This is a genomic window from Microbacterium sp. zg-B185, assembly GCF_030246885.1.
In the GTDB taxonomy this organism is placed as follows: Bacteria; Actinomycetota; Actinomycetes; order Actinomycetales; family Microbacteriaceae; genus Microbacterium.
On record NZ_CP126739.1, the window covers coordinates 3,428,997 to 3,446,814 of the forward strand.

At 69.2% G+C, this 17,818-nt stretch carries 16 protein-coding genes; 3 read left to right on the forward strand and 13 right to left on the reverse strand.

The window, feature by feature from the left end:
- Positions 1 to 52 precede the first annotated feature (52 nt).
- On the reverse strand, positions 53 to 2,260 hold the full coding sequence (locus QNO12_RS16285; protein ID WP_257501088.1) for an ATP-dependent Clp protease ATP-binding subunit: 2,208 nt from the start codon (positions 2,258 to 2,260) through the stop codon (positions 53 to 55).
- 192 nt (positions 2,261 to 2,452) lie between these two features.
- Between QNO12_RS16285 and QNO12_RS16290 the strand changes: the two genes are divergently transcribed.
- Positions 2,453 to 4,048, forward strand: a complete 1,596-nt coding sequence (locus QNO12_RS16290; protein WP_257501087.1) for a M28 family peptidase — start codon at positions 2,453 to 2,455, stop codon at positions 4,046 to 4,048.
- 87 nt (positions 4,049 to 4,135) lie between these two features.
- Here QNO12_RS16290 and QNO12_RS16295 read toward each other — a convergent pair whose 3' ends face one another.
- From QNO12_RS16295 to QNO12_RS16305, 3 genes are all read right to left on the reverse strand, one after another.
- Positions 4,136 to 5,155 carry a GlxA family transcriptional regulator gene (locus QNO12_RS16295; protein WP_257501086.1) on the reverse strand — a complete coding sequence of 340 codons (1,020 nt, stop codon included), beginning with the start codon at positions 5,153 to 5,155 and terminating at the stop codon, positions 4,136 to 4,138.
- Between the two features lie 367 nt (positions 5,156 to 5,522).
- Positions 5,523 to 6,761: a glycosyltransferase gene (locus tag QNO12_RS16300; RefSeq protein WP_257501085.1), complete on the reverse strand. Its 1,239-nt coding sequence runs from the start codon at positions 6,759 to 6,761 to the stop codon at positions 5,523 to 5,525.
- 6 nt (positions 6,762 to 6,767) lie between these two features.
- Complete coding sequence (locus tag QNO12_RS16305; RefSeq protein ID WP_257501084.1) at positions 6,768 to 7,988, reverse strand: glycosyltransferase; 1,221 nt, start codon at positions 7,986 to 7,988, stop codon at positions 6,768 to 6,770.
- A 190-nt stretch (positions 7,989 to 8,178) separates the two neighbouring features.
- Here QNO12_RS16305 and QNO12_RS16310 point away from each other — a divergent pair, with 190 nt between their 5' ends.
- Positions 8,179 to 8,793 carry a hypothetical protein gene (locus QNO12_RS16310; RefSeq protein WP_257501083.1) on the forward strand — a complete coding sequence of 205 codons (615 nt, stop codon included), beginning with the start codon at positions 8,179 to 8,181 and terminating at the stop codon, positions 8,791 to 8,793.
- Between the two features lie 47 nt (positions 8,794 to 8,840).
- Here the strand turns inward: QNO12_RS16310 and QNO12_RS16315 are convergent, their stop codons facing one another.
- From QNO12_RS16315 to dnaK, 7 genes are all read right to left on the reverse strand, one after another.
- Positions 8,841 to 9,905, reverse strand: a complete 1,065-nt coding sequence (locus QNO12_RS16315; protein WP_257501082.1) for an AI-2E family transporter — start codon at positions 9,903 to 9,905, stop codon at positions 8,841 to 8,843.
- Positions 9,902 to 10,630, reverse strand: a complete 729-nt coding sequence (locus tag QNO12_RS16320; RefSeq protein ID WP_257501081.1) for a potassium channel family protein — start codon at positions 10,628 to 10,630, stop codon at positions 9,902 to 9,904. Before QNO12_RS16320 ends, QNO12_RS16315 begins: the two co-directional genes overlap by 4 nt.
- A gap of 76 nt (positions 10,631 to 10,706) precedes the next feature.
- Positions 10,707 to 11,111: an MmcQ/YjbR family DNA-binding protein gene (locus QNO12_RS16325; protein WP_257501080.1), complete on the reverse strand. Its 405-nt coding sequence runs from the start codon at positions 11,109 to 11,111 to the stop codon at positions 10,707 to 10,709.
- 57 nt (positions 11,112 to 11,168) lie between these two features.
- Positions 11,169 to 11,684, reverse strand: coding sequence for a heat shock protein transcriptional repressor HspR (locus QNO12_RS16330; protein WP_257501079.1), 516 nt, complete (start codon positions 11,682 to 11,684; stop codon positions 11,169 to 11,171).
- A gap of 54 nt (positions 11,685 to 11,738) precedes the next feature.
- A complete protein-coding gene (locus tag QNO12_RS16335; RefSeq protein WP_257501078.1) occupies positions 11,739 to 12,728 on the reverse strand; it encodes a DnaJ C-terminal domain-containing protein in 990 nt (329 codons plus the stop codon).
- A 16-nt stretch (positions 12,729 to 12,744) separates the two neighbouring features.
- On the reverse strand, positions 12,745 to 13,362 hold the full coding sequence (locus tag QNO12_RS16340; protein WP_257501077.1) for a nucleotide exchange factor GrpE: 618 nt from the start codon (positions 13,360 to 13,362) through the stop codon (positions 12,745 to 12,747).
- A gap of 2 nt (positions 13,363 to 13,364) precedes the next feature.
- Complete coding sequence (gene dnaK, locus QNO12_RS16345) at positions 13,365 to 15,245, reverse strand: molecular chaperone DnaK (protein WP_257501076.1); 1,881 nt, start codon at positions 15,243 to 15,245, stop codon at positions 13,365 to 13,367.
- A gap of 240 nt (positions 15,246 to 15,485) precedes the next feature.
- On the opposite strand from dnaK, the gene QNO12_RS16350 reads away from it, so the two are divergent.
- Positions 15,486 to 16,055, forward strand: coding sequence for a GNAT family N-acetyltransferase (locus QNO12_RS16350; RefSeq protein WP_257501075.1), 570 nt, complete (start codon positions 15,486 to 15,488; stop codon positions 16,053 to 16,055).
- A 6-nt stretch (positions 16,056 to 16,061) separates the two neighbouring features.
- On the opposite strand, the gene QNO12_RS16355 is transcribed toward QNO12_RS16350, so the two are convergent.
- Both QNO12_RS16355 and QNO12_RS16360 read right to left on the reverse strand, forming a co-directional pair.
- Positions 16,062 to 17,261, reverse strand: a complete 1,200-nt coding sequence (locus tag QNO12_RS16355; protein WP_257501074.1) for a cation:proton antiporter — start codon at positions 17,259 to 17,261, stop codon at positions 16,062 to 16,064.
- A gap of 9 nt (positions 17,262 to 17,270) precedes the next feature.
- Entirely contained in the window at positions 17,271 to 17,759 is a 489-nt protein-coding gene (locus QNO12_RS16360; protein ID WP_257501073.1) for a cation:proton antiporter regulatory subunit, read from the reverse strand.
- Positions 17,760 to 17,818 lie beyond the last annotated feature (59 nt).

A 17,818-nucleotide genomic window follows, 5' to 3' on the forward strand; every position in this document is an offset into this window, starting at 1 on the left:
GCGCGCCGGGCCGGCGTGTCGTGACAGGGGAGCGGAGGACCAGGAGCGCGGCTCAGTCCTCGAGGATCGCTTCGACGACCTCGTCGTCATCCACGGTGGCCTCGGTGCCCTCGGCCGGGCCGGCACTGGTGAGCACCAGCGTCGATCCGTCGACCGCGACGTCCACGCGCACGACGTCGCCGTCGCGTACGCCGCCCGAGAGGATCGCCATCGCGAGGCGGTCCTGGATCTCGGACTGGATGAGCCGGCGCAGCGGTCGAGCGCCGAACACCGGGTCGTAGCCGCGCTCGGCGAGCCACGCTCGCGCGTCCGGCGTGACCGCAAGGGTCAGGCGCCGCTCGTGCAGCCGACGCTGCAGCGCGTCCACGGTGAGCTCGACGATCTGCGCGAGATCGTCCTCGGTCAGGGCCTGGAAGATCACGATGTCGTCCAGGCGGTTGATGAACTCGGGCTTGAACGCCTGGCGCACCAGCCCCTGCACGGCCTCGCGCTTCTGCTCGATCGACAGCGTCGGATCGATCAGGATCGGCGAACCCAGGTTCGAGGTCAGCACCAGGATGACGTTCTTGAAGTCCACGGTGCGACCCTGGCCGTCGGTCAGGCGGCCGTCGTCCATCACCTGCAGCAGCACGTCGAACACCTCGGGGTGCGCCTTCTCGACCTCGTCCAGCAGCACGACGCTGTAGGGACGGCGGCGCACGGCCTCGGTCAGCTGTCCGCCCTGCTCATAGCCGATGTATCCCGGGGGCGCACCGACCAGCCGCGACACGGAGTGCTTCTCGCCGTACTCGGACATGTCGATGCGGACCATGGCGTGCTCGTCGTCGAAGAGGAAGTCCGCCAGCGACTTGGCCAGCTCGGTCTTCCCGACACCGGTCGGTCCGAGGAACAGGAACGAGCCCGTCGGCCGGTCCGGGTCGCTGATGCCGGCGCGAGAGCGCCGCACGGCATCCGAGACCGCCTTGACGGCCTCCTTCTGACCGATCAGCCGCTTGCCGAGTTCGGCTTCCAGATGCACCAGCTTCTCGGTCTCGCCCTGCAGCAGCCGACCGACCGGGATGCCGGTCCAGGCGGCGATCACCGAGGCGATGTCCTCTTCGGTGACCTGGTCGTTGACCATGCGGTCTCCGGCCGGCTCCTCGCGCTCGGCTTCCAGGAGCTGACGCTCCAGCGCCGGGATCTCCGCATACAGCAGCCGGGACGCCTTCTCGAGGTTGCCCTCGCGCTGTGCGCGGTCGGACTCCATCCGGGCTGCATCCAGCCGGGTCTTCAGGTCGCCGACGCGGTTGAGCGACGCACGCTCGCGCTCCCAGCGGGACTGCAGCTCGCGCAGGCGCTCCTCTTCGCTCTTGAGGTCCTCCCGCAGCTTGGCCAGACGCTCCTTGGATGCCGCGTCCTTCTCCTTCTTCAACGCGAGCTCTTCGAGCTTGAGCCGGTCCACGTGACGGCGCAGCTCATCGATCTCCAGCGGCGCGGAGTCGATCTCCATACGCAGGCGTGACGCGGCTTCGTCGATCAGGTCGATGGCCTTGTCCGGCAGCTGACGGGACGGGATGTAGCGGCTGCTCAGCGATGCCGCCGCCACCAGCGCCGCGTCGGCGATGGCCACCTTGTGGTGGGCCTCGTAGCGCTCTTTGAGCCCGCGCAGGATCGCCACCGTGTCCTCGACCGAGGGCTCGCCGACATACACCTGCTGGAAGCGGCGTTCCAGCGCGGCATCCTTCTCGATGAACTCCCGGTACTCGTTGAGCGTGGTGGCGCCGATCATCCGCAGCTCACCGCGGGCGAGCATCGGCTTGAGCATGTTGGATGCCGCGACCGAGCCCTCGCCGCCGCCTGCGCCCATCAGCACATGCAGCTCGTCGATGAAGGTGATGACCTTGCCGTCGGATTCGGTGATCTCCTTCAGCACGCTCTTCAGGCGCTCCTCGAACTGACCGCGGTACATCGCCCCGGCGACCAGCGCCGAGATGTCCAGAGTGACCAGTTCTTTGTCCTTGAGGGACTCCGCGACGTCGCCGGCCACGATCCGCTGAGCGAGGCCCTCGACGACGGCGGTCTTGCCGACGCCGGGCTCGCCGATCAGGACCGGGTTGTTCTTGGTGCGGCGGGTGAGCACTTGGCTGACGCGCCGGATCTCGCTGTCGCGTCCGATGACCGGGTCGAGCTTGCCTTGACGGGCGCGGTCGGTCAGGTTGATCCCGAACTGCTCCAAGGGGCTCTGCTGCTCCTCCTGTCCGGGCTGCTGCGTGGCGTTCATCTATCTCCTGAGGTCTGGGGTGGGGCTCATTCAAACTTGAGCCGCGTTGACTCAAGTTTACCAGAGGGGCGCATGGGCGGCAATGCCCCTGCCCGCAGCGCGGTCGTGACCAGCCCTACCCAACCGGCGGGACGTTGACTAACGTCGGAGCGTCGGCGTCAACGAGGTCGCCGAAGGTCCGAGAGGAGAACCATGTCCTTCACGTCCCGCAAGATGGCTGCGGCGATCGCCGCCGCTGCCATGGTGGCAACGGTGGGTCTGGCATCACCAGCATTCGCCGTACCCGAGGCCGATACGGTCACCAAGATCACCCGCGCGGTGAAGATCAGCCAGGTGATGAACCACCTGAAGGAACTGCAGCGCATCGCCGATGACAACGGCGACCGCGCCGCCGGACGGCCAGGGTACGCGGCATCCGTGGATTACGTGGTGCGAGAGCTCGAACGCGCCGGCTACACCCCGGAGGTCCAGGAGTTCCCGTTCACCTACGCCGAGGAGAACTCCGCGCTCTCGCGCGTCGACCCCCCGACGACGTGGGTGGACGGCCAGGACTTCCTGCGCAACAACTTCGACTCCGGGAGCCCCGAGGGCACCGGGACCGGTCCGCTCGAACCGGTCGATCTGGTTCCGCCGTTCCCCGCGGACGGAACCAGCACCAGCGGGTGCGAGGCGGAGGACTTCGCCGACTTCGACGCCGGTTCGGTCGCGCTGGTCCAGCGCGGCACCTGCGACTTCTCGCTGAAGGCGCTGAATGCCCAGGCTGCCGGCGCTGTCGCGGTGATCGTCACCAACGACGGCCGCCCGGGGCTCGTGGGAATGATCGGAGACGCCACCGGCCTGACGATCCCGGCGATCTTCGTCGCGTCATCCGTGGGGCAGGACCTCGCCTCGACACCGGGCGCGGAGGTCACGGTGACCGTGGACTACTTCGCCGAGGAGCGGACCGCGTTCAACGTGATCGCCGAGACGCAGACCGGCGATGACAGCAACGTGGTCATGGCCGGCGCGCACCTGGACAGCGTGCAGAACGGCGCGGGCATCAACGACAACGGCACCGGCAGTGCAGCGCTGCTGGAGACGGCGATCCAGATGCAGCGCGTCAAGCCGACCAACACGGTGCGCTTCGCCTGGTGGGGAGCCGAGGAGGAGGGCCTGCTCGGCTCGGAGTACTACGTCAACAACCTCACGCCCGAGCAGCAGGATGAGATCGCCCTGTACCTGAACTTCGACATGATCGGCTCGCCGAACTTCTTCTACGGGATCTACGACGGCGACGACTCGAGCGGAACGGCGCCCGAGGGGTTCATCCCCGAGGGTTCCGCGGCGATCGAGGACGTGTTCGAGCAGTTCTACCAGTCGCAGGGACTGCCGTATCAGGACACCGACTTCTCGGGACGTTCGGACTACGGCCCGTTCATCAGCGCCGGCATCCCGGCCGGCGGACTGTTCACCGGTGCAGAGGAGATCAAGACCGCCGAGGAGGCCGCGCTGTACGGCGGGCTCCCGGATGTCGCGTACGACCCCTGCTACCACCAGCAGTGCGACAGCCTGACTGCGGACGGCGCGGACCAGGAGCTGTACAAGGCGCTGAACAAGTCGTACAAGCAGCGGCTCACCGGCAACGTCAACCGGATCGCCCTGGACGTCAACTCCGACGCGATGGCGGCGGCCATCATCACGTTCGCGTTCGACACGTCGACCGTGACCGGGACGGTGGACACCTTCAGCGCGAAGTCGGCGGGGTCGGGCCTCGACCTGAACGCCCTCCGGGACCGCTTCACGCAGTAACGGGCACGGTGCGACCGAAGCGGCGGGGGCGGTGCGTCCCCGCCGCTTCGGTGTGAGCGGCAGCGAAGCGCGCCCGATCCGCCCGGGCTATGCCGCCGGGACCGCTGCCGTCGCGCGCGCGGTGTCGTGCGCCTCGAGCGCGGAGCCGTTGGTCCCGATCCCGCAGCAGAACGTCGCCCGGTACGCGGTCGGGGTGGTGCCGAGCACGCGCGAGAAGTTCTGGCGCAGGACGGATGCCGATCCGAAACCGCACTCGTAGGCGATGCGGTCCAGGCCCAGGTCGGTCTGCTCGAGCAGCCGCTGGGCGTGGATGATCCGCTGCCGGCCGAGCCATGCCGCCGGCGTCGTGCCGTAGTCGGCCTTGAACCTGCGCGCGAACGTCCGCGGCGACATGTGCGCCTTCGCGGCGAGCTGATCGACGGTCAGCTCCATTCGCAGGTTCGCCAGCATCCAATCCGTGACCGGCGACAGCGAGAGGCTGGCCACCTGCGGCAGCGGCCGAGAGATGAACTGCGCCTGCCCGCCATCCCGCTGCGGCGGCACCACCATGCGGCGTGCGATCGTGTTGGTCATCTCGGCGCCGAGCTCCTGACGCAGCAGGTGCAGGCACGCATCCAGGCCCGCCGCGGTGCCGGCGCTGGTGATGATGCGGCCGTCCTGCACGTACAGCACGTCTGGATCCACGTCGATCGCCGGGTACATCCGGGTCATGGTGTCGGCGTACATCCAGTGCGTCGTCGCGCGCCGTCCGTCCAGAACGCCGGCCTCGGCCAGGATGAACGATCCGCTGCAGACGCTGAGCAGCCAGGCTCCGCGTCCGGCGGCGTGCCGAACCACCTCGAGCACGCGCGCATCCGTCCGGCCCCACCATTCCTTGGGCGTGGGCGAGACCACCACGAGGTCGGCTTCGTACGCGAAGGACAGGTCGTTCTCGACATTGATCGAGAAACCCAGCTTGGATTGCACGATCCCGGGCGCGGGGGCCACGATGCGGAAGTCGAAGTTCGGGATGCCGTCGTCGGTGCGGTCCAGACCGAACGCCTCGCACGCGACACCGAACTCAAAGGGCGCGAATCCGTCTTGGACGATGACGGCAACGGTCTTCATGGCGGCTCCTCGATGGGGTCGTGGCAGTAATCGTGCGCTGCATGGCCATCCTGCCACTCGTGGCGGGATTCGGTCAAGCGTAGCGTTCCTGCCATGTTGATGATCATTGCAGTTGCCGCCATTGCCGCCTACGCGATCGGTGCTTCGGTCCTCGCCCTGACCAAGGACGGCTACCACCGGGTGCCGACCGACTACACGCGCCTTCCTTGAGCGGTCCCCGTCCACCACAGGCCCATAACTCCTGCACTTCGCCACCATCGGCGATCGCGGAAGGCCGGATACCGGCTCGCCCCGGCACCACTGCTCGCAGAGTGCAGGAGTCATGCGCCGCACACGGGCAGGTCCGCGCTGACGACCGCTGCCCCGGTCAGGCCCGAGCGCGCCGGTAGACCTCGACCATCGCCGCGGTGCGCGACGACTGCCGGAATCTGTCCCGCACAGAGCCGTCCGGAATCGGGCCGTGCCCGCTCGCGATCTGTGTGACCGCGGTGCGCAGGGTTGCCGCCAGCGCCGCGGATGAGGCATCCGGCACCGCCCAGAGGCCCGATCCCAGCTCGGCGGCGATATCCGGGTCGCTGACCACCGCGGGCGTGCCCAGCGCTGCGGCCTCGAACACCGTCATGCCCTGCGTCTCGAAGCCGATCGAGGTCTGCACGACCGCGTCGGCCGCGGCGATGCGGTGCAGGGTCTGGACGTACGGCAGCCGACCGGCGAACACGACGGATGCCGTGGGCGTGAGCCGCTGCACCAGCCTGCGCGCCGCACCCTCCTGCCCCCCGCCGCCGATGATCTCCACCTCCGCCTCGATCCCGGCCTCGGCAACGGCCTCCAGGAACGGCAGCAGACGCTTCTCGGGGCTCATCCGCCCGAGCCAGACCAGGCGCGGTCGCCCCGCGGCCCGCCGGGCCGGTTCGGAGGCGAGCGCGGCATCCAGCACGTCGTCGTCGATCCCGTTCCACACGACATCGACTCCGGGCACGGCCCCGAGGCCGGGAGTCACGCCGTGCTGCTCCAGCCGCCGCGCGAAATGCGATGACGGCGCCGTGACCGCCTGCGACCGCGCGGCGAAGCGGCGCAGGTACGCCCAGCCGTCCAGCCCGGTGCTCGCTGCGGTCCGGTCGCGCTCGGCCGCAGCGCCGCGCCCGACCGGCGCGAGTACGCGCCGCTGCCACGCGTTCAGGCTCCGCAGCACCACACCCGGGAACGGCGCGGTGGCCTCGATCCCGACGTCCACGCGGTTGTGCATGGTGTGCACCACCGGCAGTCCGTGCCGCGCCGCGAAGCGGTGGCCGATGAATGCGCCCCAGAAGTCACCCTGGACGTGCACCACGTCCACCGGCGGGCGACCGGACAGGGCGGCGTCGACGAACCGGTCCGTGCGGCGCCCGGGCCAGGACATCGAGTATTCGCGATCGACCGTGAGCGGGATCGAGGGTGTATCGATGTAGGCGTCGTCCGCGATGCCGGCGCGGGGGCCGTGCATCCGCGGCGCCACGATGCTCACGGTGTGGCCGGCACGCTCCAGGAAGCGCCGCTGCAACCGCATCGAGACCTGCGCCCCGCCGAGGGATTCGACGTGCTGATCGCCGAACATCACGACGTGCATCGGCACCTATTCCGGAATCGGGTCGCCGCGGTACAGCGCCTCGAACGTGTCGAGTGTGCGGTTGATGTCGTGGATCACGACGCCGTCGAGCGAGGCCCGCTGCATGCGCAGGCGCTCCTCGGGAGCTGCGGTGAGCACGTCCGCGAGCCGCGCGGACATCTCCTGGACGTTGCCCGGCTCGAACAGGTACCCGTTCACGCCGTCGTGCACCAGGTGCGGCAGCGCCACGGCGTTGGCGGCCACGATCGGCAGACCGGAGGCCATCGCCTCCATGGTCGCGATCGACTGCAGTTCGGCGATCGAGGCGATCGCGAAGACGCTGGCGTGACTGTACAGCGCACGCAGCTCCTCCTCGGGGGCGTGTCCGTGGAAGCGGACGCGCGCGTCCAGGCCGAGGGAATGCGCGAGCTGCTCGAGGTTCTTGCGCTGATCCCCCTCTCCGACCAGATCCACGTGCACGTCCAGCCCAGCATCCAGCTGTGCCGCTGCCCTGAGCAGGACGTCGATGTGCTTCTCGGTGGTGAGCCGGCCGACGAACAGGATGCGGTTGGCGTCGCGCGGGGTCAGGTCGGGGACGTAGTTGGAGCGATCGATGCCGCAGCTGATCGGGATGACCCCGTGGATGTCGATGGTCGACTCCAGGAAATCCGCCGCCCGGCGAGTGGGTGTGGTCACCGCGCGGGTCATGCCGAAGGTGCGCTTCGCGTCCGCCCACGCGAGTTTGACCATCACGTCGTTCAAGGCCTTCGGCAGGGTGGTGTGATCCAGGACGTTCTCGGCCATCACGTGGTTGGTGGCGATGATGGGGATGCCGCGCTTGCGCGCCTCGCGGGACAGCCCGCGGCCGATCACGATGTGCGACTGGATGTGCACGACGTCGGGCTTGACCTCGTCCAGCACGCGTCGGGCGTGGTGCTTGGACATCCACGGCAGCACGAAGGTGAGCCAGTCGTGCGGATACCAGCGCCACGACGGCAGTCGGTGCACGGTCATCGGCTCGCCCTCGATGATCTCGGTCGAGGTTCCGCGCGTCCAGTGCGTGGCACTGGGCGCCATGACGTGCACCTCGTGCCCGCGCGAGACCAGGCCGGCGGCGAGGCGCTCGGCGAACCGCGCTGCGCCGTTGACGTGCGGAGCGAACGTGTCGGCGCCGATCAGGACCGCGAGGGGTCGGCGGGTGTCCGGCCCGTCGGCGCGGGGATCGTCGGGCGTCTCGGACGGGGTCACGGGATGCTGGTTGCCTATCTCTGCGCTGGGGGCGGGTCGCACAGGTCGGTGCGTGCGCGCTTCAACTCTAGCGGAGGGGTCTGTGGGAGGCCGGGAAGCACCGTGGCCGGGTCCGATGTCCGCCCGGGGTCCCCGCCGGCGCGGTGCGATCGGCGGCGGATGCGGTGCTCCCACCTCGTACCCTGGAGGCATGCCCCGACTTCAGGCTGATGCCGACCCGAACCGCTGGGTCGCCGTGACCGGTTCCCTGATGTTCGGCGGTCGCCGGCACCGCAAGGCCGCGATCGGCATGCTGCTCGATCAGGCCACGCGTGCGCTCGGCGCGTCCGGGACGCCGGCCGACGGCGGCAGTCCGCGCCGCCGCGGTGGCTTCGCAGCGTGGGCGATGAGCCAGGCCACCCCGTTCCTGATGCGCCGCGCGGCGGGCCGCGTGCTGGTGTGGGTGTGGAAGGCGGACCCGGAACTGCTGGTGGTGATGGCTCAGGTTCAGGAGGCCACCGCACAGCTGCGCGCCGCGCGCGCCTCGCTGCCGATGGAGTACGACGACACCGAGTCGTTCCGCGGCACGTACCTCGGCATGGGCGAGAAGCTGGTGATCCCGCTGCCCCCGGATCAGCGCACGCCGCCGTTCGCGACGTACACATGGGATACCGGCACCCACTTCGTGACCGTCACCGCGGTGTGCGGCGACCGCGAGCGGTTCGGCACGGTGATCGGCGCCGTCGACGATCTGGCGCGCACCCTGCGGATCGTGGATGACCTGGCGGTCGGCGAATCCCCGGAGGTCCTGCGGATCGAGCCCTGAGCCATCCGCGCGGCCGGCACGCCGCGCTCCGCGGAGGGCGCTGCGGTTCAGCGCGGCGCCGTGCCGGCGGTGTCCCCGGAGAGCCAGCGCAGCCAGCGCGCGTCCGGGTCGACGTCCAGCACGAGCGCGCGCACGAGCAGGGTGAGCGGGATCGACAGGATCGCGCCGAGCGGGCCGATGATGAAGGTCCAGAAGATGACCGAGAAGAAGCTCAGCGTGAGGGTGAGATCCACCGCGTCGCTGACGAACTTCGGCTGCACCAGGACCTGCAGCACGACGTTGACCACGCTGTAGATCGCGATCACGACGAGCATCAGCGGCCAGCCGCCGACGACCAGGGCAAGCAGTGCGGGCGGGATCAGGCCGATGACGAAGCCGATGTTGGGGATGAAGTTGGTCACGAACGCGAGGATCGCCCACACCACCGGTGCCGGGACCCCGATCGCCCACAGCGCCAGTCCGTCGAGGACCGCGACCAGAGCCCCGAAGGTGGCGTTGACGACGTAGTAGCGGCGTACGCCGGAGTTGAAGAGCCGGATGCGATGGACCACGGGGGTCGCGGCGGTGCCGAAGGCCGCCTCGGCTCGGCTGTAGCGGGCCCCGTCGACGGCCATGAAGATCACATACGCCAGGACGAAGAACATCGCGGTGAGGATCCCTACCGCCGTTCCGCCCACGGATGTCACCGCCGACACGATGCTCGACGGCTCGAAGACGGATGCCGCGGCATCCGAGGCCTCATCGCTCAGGCCCACCGTTCCGAGCCAGTCGACGAAGCCGCCGGCCGCGTCGCGCAGCTGGTCGGTGTAGTCGCCGACGAGTCGGACGAACTGCGTGCCCGCGAAGAACAGCAGCACCCCGAGGACGGCCAGGATCAGGTAGGCCAGGCCGATCACCGCGGTCGTGGCCAGCCAGCGCGGCCAGCGGTGGCGCTCCAGCCCGTGCCGGACCGGGTGGCAGATGATCACGATGACGCCGGCCAGCACGAGCGGGCCGACCAGCTCGCGGGCGAAGAACAGGCCGGCGAGCGCGATCACCGCTGCGGCCAAGCCGAGCAGAAGCCGTAGGGAGGGCGCCATCGCGGGCGGGGGAACCCGGCCGGAATCGCTCATCGTGCGTCCGCGTTCTCGGCGGGCGGGCGTGGCAGGCGAGCGCTGATGTCGTCGATCTTGTGCGCCACATCGCGCAGCTGTCCACGGGTGGCCGGCTCGTCGGCGTCCCGGCCGATGGCCGCCCGCTCCAGCACCCAGGACGCCAGCGTCGCCGTCACCACACCCACCAGCGCGACGCCTCCGCACATCAGCAGCACCGCGATCGTGCGGCCCCACGGGGTGACCGGATAGAAGTCGCCGTAGCCGACGGTCGTGACGGTGACGAACGCCCACCAGATCGCATCGCCGAAGGTCTCGATGTTGGCGCCGGCCGCTCCGCGCTCCGCTTCGAGCTCGGCCAGGGCCGCGACCCAGATGAGCACGGCAGCCGCACCGGATCCGTAGATCGCGATGCGACTGCGCAGGGCGGTGCCCGCGGTCTGCTGCAGCATGTGGACGAGGGTGAGCGCCTTGAGCAGGCGCAGCGGCTTGAGGACCGGAAGGACGACGACCAGAAGGTCGAAGATGTGCCTGCGGAACCACGGACCGCGCGGGTGAGCCAACCCCAGCCGCACGGTGTAGTCGACGGCGAAGCTCACCCACGTCAGCAGGATGAACACGCGTGCGACCAGATAGGCGGTGCCCTGAAGGTCGGCGATCACCTGCCAGGAGTACACCACGATGAAGATCACCGAGGAGACCAGAAGCGGCCAGTAGGTCAGCTGCCGCCACCGCTCCTCGGTCATGCCCGAACTTTAGAACCGGCACCGGCGGGATGCCGGATCCCGCGCGGCGCGGCGGCGACCGCACCGCACCCCCGCGTCACTCGTGCTCTGCCAGCCAGCCCCGGGACAGCCGCTTGGGCGCCTTCAGAAGCCACGAGTCGGTGATCACCTCGCGCAGGAAGTCCCGCGTGATGATGTCCAGGCGGACCAGGACGGCCGGGTAGCCGTCGAAATGCGGGATGGTGAAGAAGACATCGGGGTACGCGCCGAGCAGCGCCTCCTTGCCCTCCAGCCCGTCCGTGCGCACCCCCACGACGGCGCCCTCCGGCCAGGACCTGCCCAGCTCCGCCAGCGCGGCGAGGTCGGCTTTGCTGGGACCGCGTTCCCAGACGAACAGGCCGTCCGCGGTGCGCCAGCCCGCGCCGCCGCGATGGCCGTCCACCTTCTCGAACGTCTCCGGAAAGCCCAGCGCGATCGTGCGCACATCGGCCAGAGTGGGCATACCGACAGTGTGCTCGCTCCCGCCTCCGCCGCCAAGCCTCTCCGGAGCGCGCCGGACTCAGCCCTGGGTCTCGGCTGCGCCGACTCCGCCGCGCGAACCCACCGCCTCTTCCGGCGTCCCGTCCGGCGCGTCCGGCACGTTCTCCAGTGCCAGGCGCGGTCGCCAGACCACGATGTCGGTCGCACGCCGCACCCGTCGGCCCTGACGCAGCGTGATCACCGACCCTGTGGCCCCGGCGGCGAAGACGCGCGCACCGGGGCGGTTCTCCAGTTCGGCGCGCATGCGGGCCTCGAGATCGTTGACCCGATGGTGCAGTTCGCGGACGCGATCTTCGAGCTCGATGATGCGGGCGATCGCCGGCAGGCTCATGCCGTCGGAGGAGAGACGGGCGACTTCGCGCAGCTGCTCCACATGCCGCGTGGAATAGCGGCGCGATCCGCCCCGCGTGCGGGCCGGAACCACCAGGCCGAGCCGGTCATACTGCCGCAGAGTCTGCGGGTGCATGCCGGCGAGTTCGGCGGCGACGGCGATCGCGAAGATCGGGGCGTCCTCGTCGATCTCTCGGTCAGCCATCCCTCTCACCTCATCCCCTCTCTCACTGGATCTCGTTGCTCAGCCCGCTGCGGGCTATCCGCGCGCCTTCGACATCAGGTCCGCGCGAGGGTTCTCTTTCGGCTCCAGATCGTGGAACCGCTGAAGCGCCTCGCGGGCCGCCTCGTCCAGATGCGACGGCACCGCGACCTGCACCTCGGCCAGGAGGTCTCCGGTGCCTTTCCCGGTCTGCACGCCGCGGCCTTTCACACGCAGCACCCGGCCCGATGGCGTGCCGGGCGCAACGCGCAGCTTCACGGGATCGCCGCCGAGGGTGGGCACCTCGATCGTCGCGCCGAGCGCAGCCTCGGTGAAGGTCACCGGCACGGTGACCCGGAGGTTGAGCCCCTCCCGGGTGAACACCGGGTGCGGTCGCACCGCCACCTGAACGACGATGTCACCGGACTCGCCGCCATCCGGGGACGGACGCCCCCGCCCGCGCAGGCGGATCTTCTGGCCGTCCGCGACGCCGGCGGGGATCTTCACCTTGAACGGCTTGCCGTCCTCGCCCTGCAGCGTGATCGTCTCGCCGCGGGTCGCGGTGATGAAATCGATCGTCGTGCGGGCGGTCACGTCGGCGCCCCGGCGCGGGCCGCCGTACCCGCGGAATCCGCCCGAGGGCTGGCCGAACCGACCGGAGCCGAAACCGCCGCCCTGCTGCTGGTTGAACATGCTGAAGATGTCGTCGAAGTCCTCCGGCGCCGCCTGGCGGGCGCCACGGCCCTGCCCGAACATGCTGAAGACGTCCTCGAACCCGCCGGGCTGATCGCCCGCCGTGAAACGAGCCCCCGAGCCCATCGCCCGGATCTGGTCGTACTCCTTGCGCTGTTCCGGGTCGGAGAGCACCGAGTACGCCTCGCTGACCTCTTTGAACTTGGCCTCCGCCTTCGCGTCACCCTGATTGGAGTCGGGGTGGTACGTGCGCGCGAGCTTGCGGTAGGTCTTCTTCAGGTCGGCCTCGCTGACGCTCTTATCGACACCCAGGACCTTGTAGAAGTCCTTGTCGAACCAGTCTTGACTGGCCATCCAGTGATCCTCCTGCTTACTCGGCCGGCACCGCGACGACCACCTTCGCGGGCCGCAGTTCGACCGAACCCAGGCGGTAGCCGACTTCGACGACCTCGAGGATCGTCGGCTCGGTGGTCCCCGGTGTCGGCGCCTGGAAGATCGCCTCGTGCTGCTGCGGGTCGAAGGGTTCTCCGACGACGCCGTACGCGACGGCACCCAGCTTCTCGGCCAGCGCGCGCACCTTGTCGCCGATCGCCGCGAGGGGGCTGCCCTCGACCAGATCGCCGTGCTTGTCGGCGCGGTCGAAATCATCGAGCACCGGCAGGAGACCCTTCACGGCCTCGCCCCTGGCTCGTTCGATCTCGCGCTCGCGCTGGTCCTCGGTGCGCCGTCGATAGTTGGCGTACTCGGCCTGCAGCCGCTTGAGGTCGACCATCAGGGGCGCATCCGGGTCGGCGGCACCGGCGTCCTCGGACGCGGCATCGACGGTCTGCGCGGCGTTCAGGATGTCCTCGACCGTCCAGCCCTCGTCGGATTCGCCCGGCTGCGAGTCGGGGCCGGAGACCTGCGCCTCCGACCCCTCCTCGTCCGGTCGAACCTCGTCGGCAGGCTCGCGATCAGCGCTGTGCTCTTCGAAGTTCTTGTCCGTCATGGCTACTTCTTCTCTTCGTCCTCGTCGTCGACGACCTCGGCGTCGATCACATCCTCATCGGATGAGGCGGCCCCGTCCGCGGCGCCGGCGCCGGCCGAAGCATCGGCCCCGGCATCCGGAGCGGACTGCGAAGCCTGACCGGACGCGTAGATGGCCTCGCCCAGCTTGCCCTGGCTCTGGTTCAGCTTGTCGAACGCGGTCTTGACCGCGTCGTCGTCCTCGCCGGCCAGCGCGGCCTTGAGCGCGTCCACGTCGGCCTGCACCTCGGTCTTGACGTCGGTGGGCAGCTTGTCGTCGTTGTCCTTGATCAGCTTGTCGATCGAATACGACAGCGTCTCGGCCTGGTTGCGGACCTCGGCCGACTCACGGCGCTTCTTGTCCTCGGCCGCGTGCTCCTCGGCCTCGCGCACCATGCGCTCGATGTCCTCCTTCGGCAGCGACGAGCCGCCGGTGATCGTCATCGACTGCTCCTTGCCGGTGCCCTTGTCCTTGGCGGACACGTGCACGATGCCGTTCGCGTCGATGTCGAACGTGACCTCGACCTGCGGGATGCCGCGCGGCGCGGGGGCGATGCCGGTGAGCTCGAACGTGCCCAGCGGCTTGTTGTCGCGGGTGAAGTCGCGCTCGCCCTGGAACACCTGGATCGCCACCGACGGCTGGTTGTCATCGGCCGTGGTGAAGGTCTCGCTGCGCTTGGTCGGAATCGCGGTGTTGCGCTCGATCAGCTTCGTCATGATGCCACCCTTGGTCTCGATGCCGAGGCTCAGGGGGGTGACGTCGATCAGCAGCACGTCCTTGCGCTCACCGCGCAGGACACCGGCCTGCAGTGCGGCGCCCACGGCGACGACCTCGTCCGGGTTGACGCCCTTGTTGGGCTCCTTGCCGGCCTCCTGCTTGACCAGTTCGGCGACGGCGGGCATGCGGGTGGATCCACCCACGAGCACGACGTGGTCGATGTCGGAGACCTTGATGCCGGCCTCGCGGATGACATCCTCGAACGGCTTCTTCGTGCGGTCCAGCAGGTCCTTGGTGAGGTCCTCGAACTTCGCGCGCGTGATCGTCTCGGACAGCGAGACCGGTCCGCTGTCGGTCAGCGACAGGTAGGGCAGGTTCACGGAGGTGGACATGGAGCTGGAGAGCTCCTTCTTGGCCTGCTCCGCGGCCTCCTTCAGACGCTGCAGCGCGATCTTGTCGTGGGAGACGTCCACACCGGTGGTGTCCTTGAACTGCTTGATGAAGTAGTCCACCAGACGCTGGTCCCAGTCGTCACCGCCGAGGCGGTTGTCACCGGCGGTGGAGCGCACCTGGATGGTCGAGAAGTCGTCGTCCTTGCCCACTTCCAGCAGGGACACGTCGAACGTTCCGCCACCGAGGTCGAAGACGAGGATGAGCTCGTCCTCCTTGCCCTTGTCCAGACCGTAGGCGAGGGCGGCCGCAGTCGGCTCGTTGATGATGCGCAGCACGTTCAGGCCGGCGATCTCACCGGCTTCCTTGGTCGCCTGGCGCTCGGCGTCGTTGAAGTACGCGGGCACGGTGATGACGGCATCCGTCACGGTGTCACCGAGATACTCCTCGGCGTCGCGCTTGAGCTTGCCCAGAATGCGCGCAGAGATCTCCTGCGGGGTCCACTTCTTGCCGTCGACGTCGAACTTCCAGTCGGTGCCCATGTGGCGCTTGACCGACGAGATGGTCCGCTCGACGTTCGTGACGGCCTGGCGCTTGGCGGTCTCGCCGACCAGCACCTCGCCGTCCTTGGTGAACGCGGTCACGGACGGGGTGGTACGGAAGCCTTCGGCGTTCGCGATGACCTTCGGCTCGCCGCCCTCGAGGACGGCCACGACAGAGTTCGTGGTTCCCAGGTCGATTCCAACAGCACGGGCCATGTGTTTCTCTCTCCTTGTTCAGGGGCGGACGAATCCGGACCCCGGGTGGTGTGAAGTCGTTGGCGGGCAACCCCGAACCGGAGACGTGAGCCTCGGCCTCGAAGGGGTTGAGCCGCGATGACTCAAGGTTACCGGAGGTCGCTCGAGCCTGTCAAATGAACTTGATAAGGAATGGCTCAACTTTGCGGTCTCCGGTGCACGCAGGCTGCGGCGTACGGCTCCGGCTGTCAGGATGGGCCCATGCCCCTGCCGTGGGAGTTCCGAGAGCCGATTCAGGGCGACCGGGTGAGCCTGGATCTGCTCCGCCCCCACGACTTCGACGCGCTGTACCCCATCCAGTCCGATCCCGAGGTCTGCCGCTACCTGCTCTACGAGCCGCGCTCGCCGGAGCGCGTGCGGGACGTCTTGGACCGGGATGCCGCGGCCACGCGCCTGGCCGCGCCGGACGATTACCTTCAGCCCGCGATCCGCAACAGCGCAGGGCAGCTGATCGGGACCATGTATCTCAGGCTCGCCAGCGTGCCGGATAAGGCCGGCGAGCTCGGCTGGCTCCTGGATCCTCGTTTCCAGGGGCGCGGCTACGCCCGAGAGGCCGCCGGACTGCTCCTGGACCTGTCGTTCGGCGAGCTCGGCCTGCACCGGGTCTTCGCCGAACTGGACCCTCGGAATGCGGCATCCGTCGCGCTGTGCGAACGACTCGGGATGCGCCGTGAAGCGCACTTCCGCGAGCACATGTGGTTCAAGGGCGAGTGGGCCGACACCGGCGTCTACGCGATGCTGGAGCAGGAGTGGTCCGCGCGGCGCGCCTGAGCGCCGCTAACCGGCCGTGGCGGAACCCGCGTGGCGCTTGGCCTCGATGCGTCGGGTGGTCTGGATGAACCGGCCGGAATCCGGGATGCGGGCAAGGAGCGGGCCGGCCACCATCGTGATCAGGACATAGGCCGTCGCGAGGGCGGCGAGGGACCGGTCCACGCCGGCCGCGACGGCCAGGGCCGCGATGACGATGGAGAATTCGCCGCGCGGCATCAGCGCGAAGCCCGCGCGCCAGCGTCCGGCCTCACCGATGCCGGCGCGCCGCGCGGCGATGTAGCCGGTCAGGAGTTTGGTGCCCATCGTCACGATCGCGAGCAGGATCGCCGGCACGAGCATCGAGAGCAGCTCGCCGGGATCGGTGGAGAGGCCGACGAAGAGGAAGAACACCGCCGCGAAGAGGTCCCGCAGCGGTGTCAGCACGCGCTGCGCGTGCTTGGCGGCAGGCCCGGAGATCGCGATGCCGACCAGGAACGCTCCGACGGCGGCCGACACGTTGGCGCCCTCGGCGAGGCCCGCGACCAGCAGCGTCAGGCCGAACACCGACAGCAGCAGGACGTCGGCCTCCTTGGACCAGACGAGGCGGGACACGATCCTGCTGTGGCGCAGCGCGACGTACAGGATCAGCGCGACCGAGGCGAGGGCGACCACCACCGAGACGGTGCCGGCCAGCAGGCCGGTCCCGACCAGGAGCGCGGTCAGCACCGGAAGGTAGAACGCCATGGCCAGATCCTCGATGACCAGGATCGACAGCACGACGGGCGTCTCGCGGTTGGTGAGACGGCCGAGGTCCTGCAGGACCTTGGCGACGACGCCGGACGAGGAGACCCAGGTGATGCCCGCCATCGCGACCGCGGCGACCGGGCCCCAGCCGAGCAGCAGCGCCAGCAGGGCCCCGGGAACCGCGTTCAGCGCCATGTCGATCAGGCCGGCGGCCTTCGATCCGTTCAGGCTGGAGACCAGTTCGCGTGCGGTGTATTCCAGTCCCAGCATAAGCAGCAGGAGGATGACGCCGATCTCGGCGCCGATCTCGATGAATTCCTCGCCCTGCGTGAAGGGGAAGAATCCACCCTCGCCGAATGCGAGACCGCCCAGCAGGATCAGCGGGATCGGTGAGATCTCCAGGCGAGACGCCAGCCGGCTGAGCAGCCCGATCCCGAGGATGAGCGCGCCGATCTCGACGAGGACGAGCGCGCTGTGGGCCATCCGCTGCGATCAGGTGCCGCTGACGATGCGGACGAGGTGGTCGAGGCCATCACGCGTGCCGACGACGACGAGCAAGTCGCCGCTGCGCAGAACGTCGTCCGGCCCCGGAGCGGGCAGGATCTCGGTCGCCCGCACGATCGCGACGATCGAGCATCGGGTGCGGGTGCGGGCTCTGGTGTCCCCGAGCGGGCGAGCCACGAAGGGAGAGTCGGCGCGCACCGGGATCTGCTCGACGGCGAGGCCTTCGACCTGATGGCGCAAACCGGCCAGTTCGGTGAGCAGGACGGAGGCGCCGAGCACTTCGGACAGGGCGATCGCCTCGTCGTCGCTGAGGGTGATCGTCTCGCCGGCACGGTCGGGATCGTCCTCATCGGACAGCGCGATCTGACGGCCGCCGTCGCGGAGGTTCAGTACCGAGAGCCGGCGGCCCTCCTCGGTCACGATGTCGTGGCGGACACCGATTCCAGGCAGCTCGGCGCGTTCGACGTGGGCAGGCATGCGTACATAATGGCACCGTCCGCGGTACCGGCGTCGTCGCTTCCGCCAGGCGGTGCATG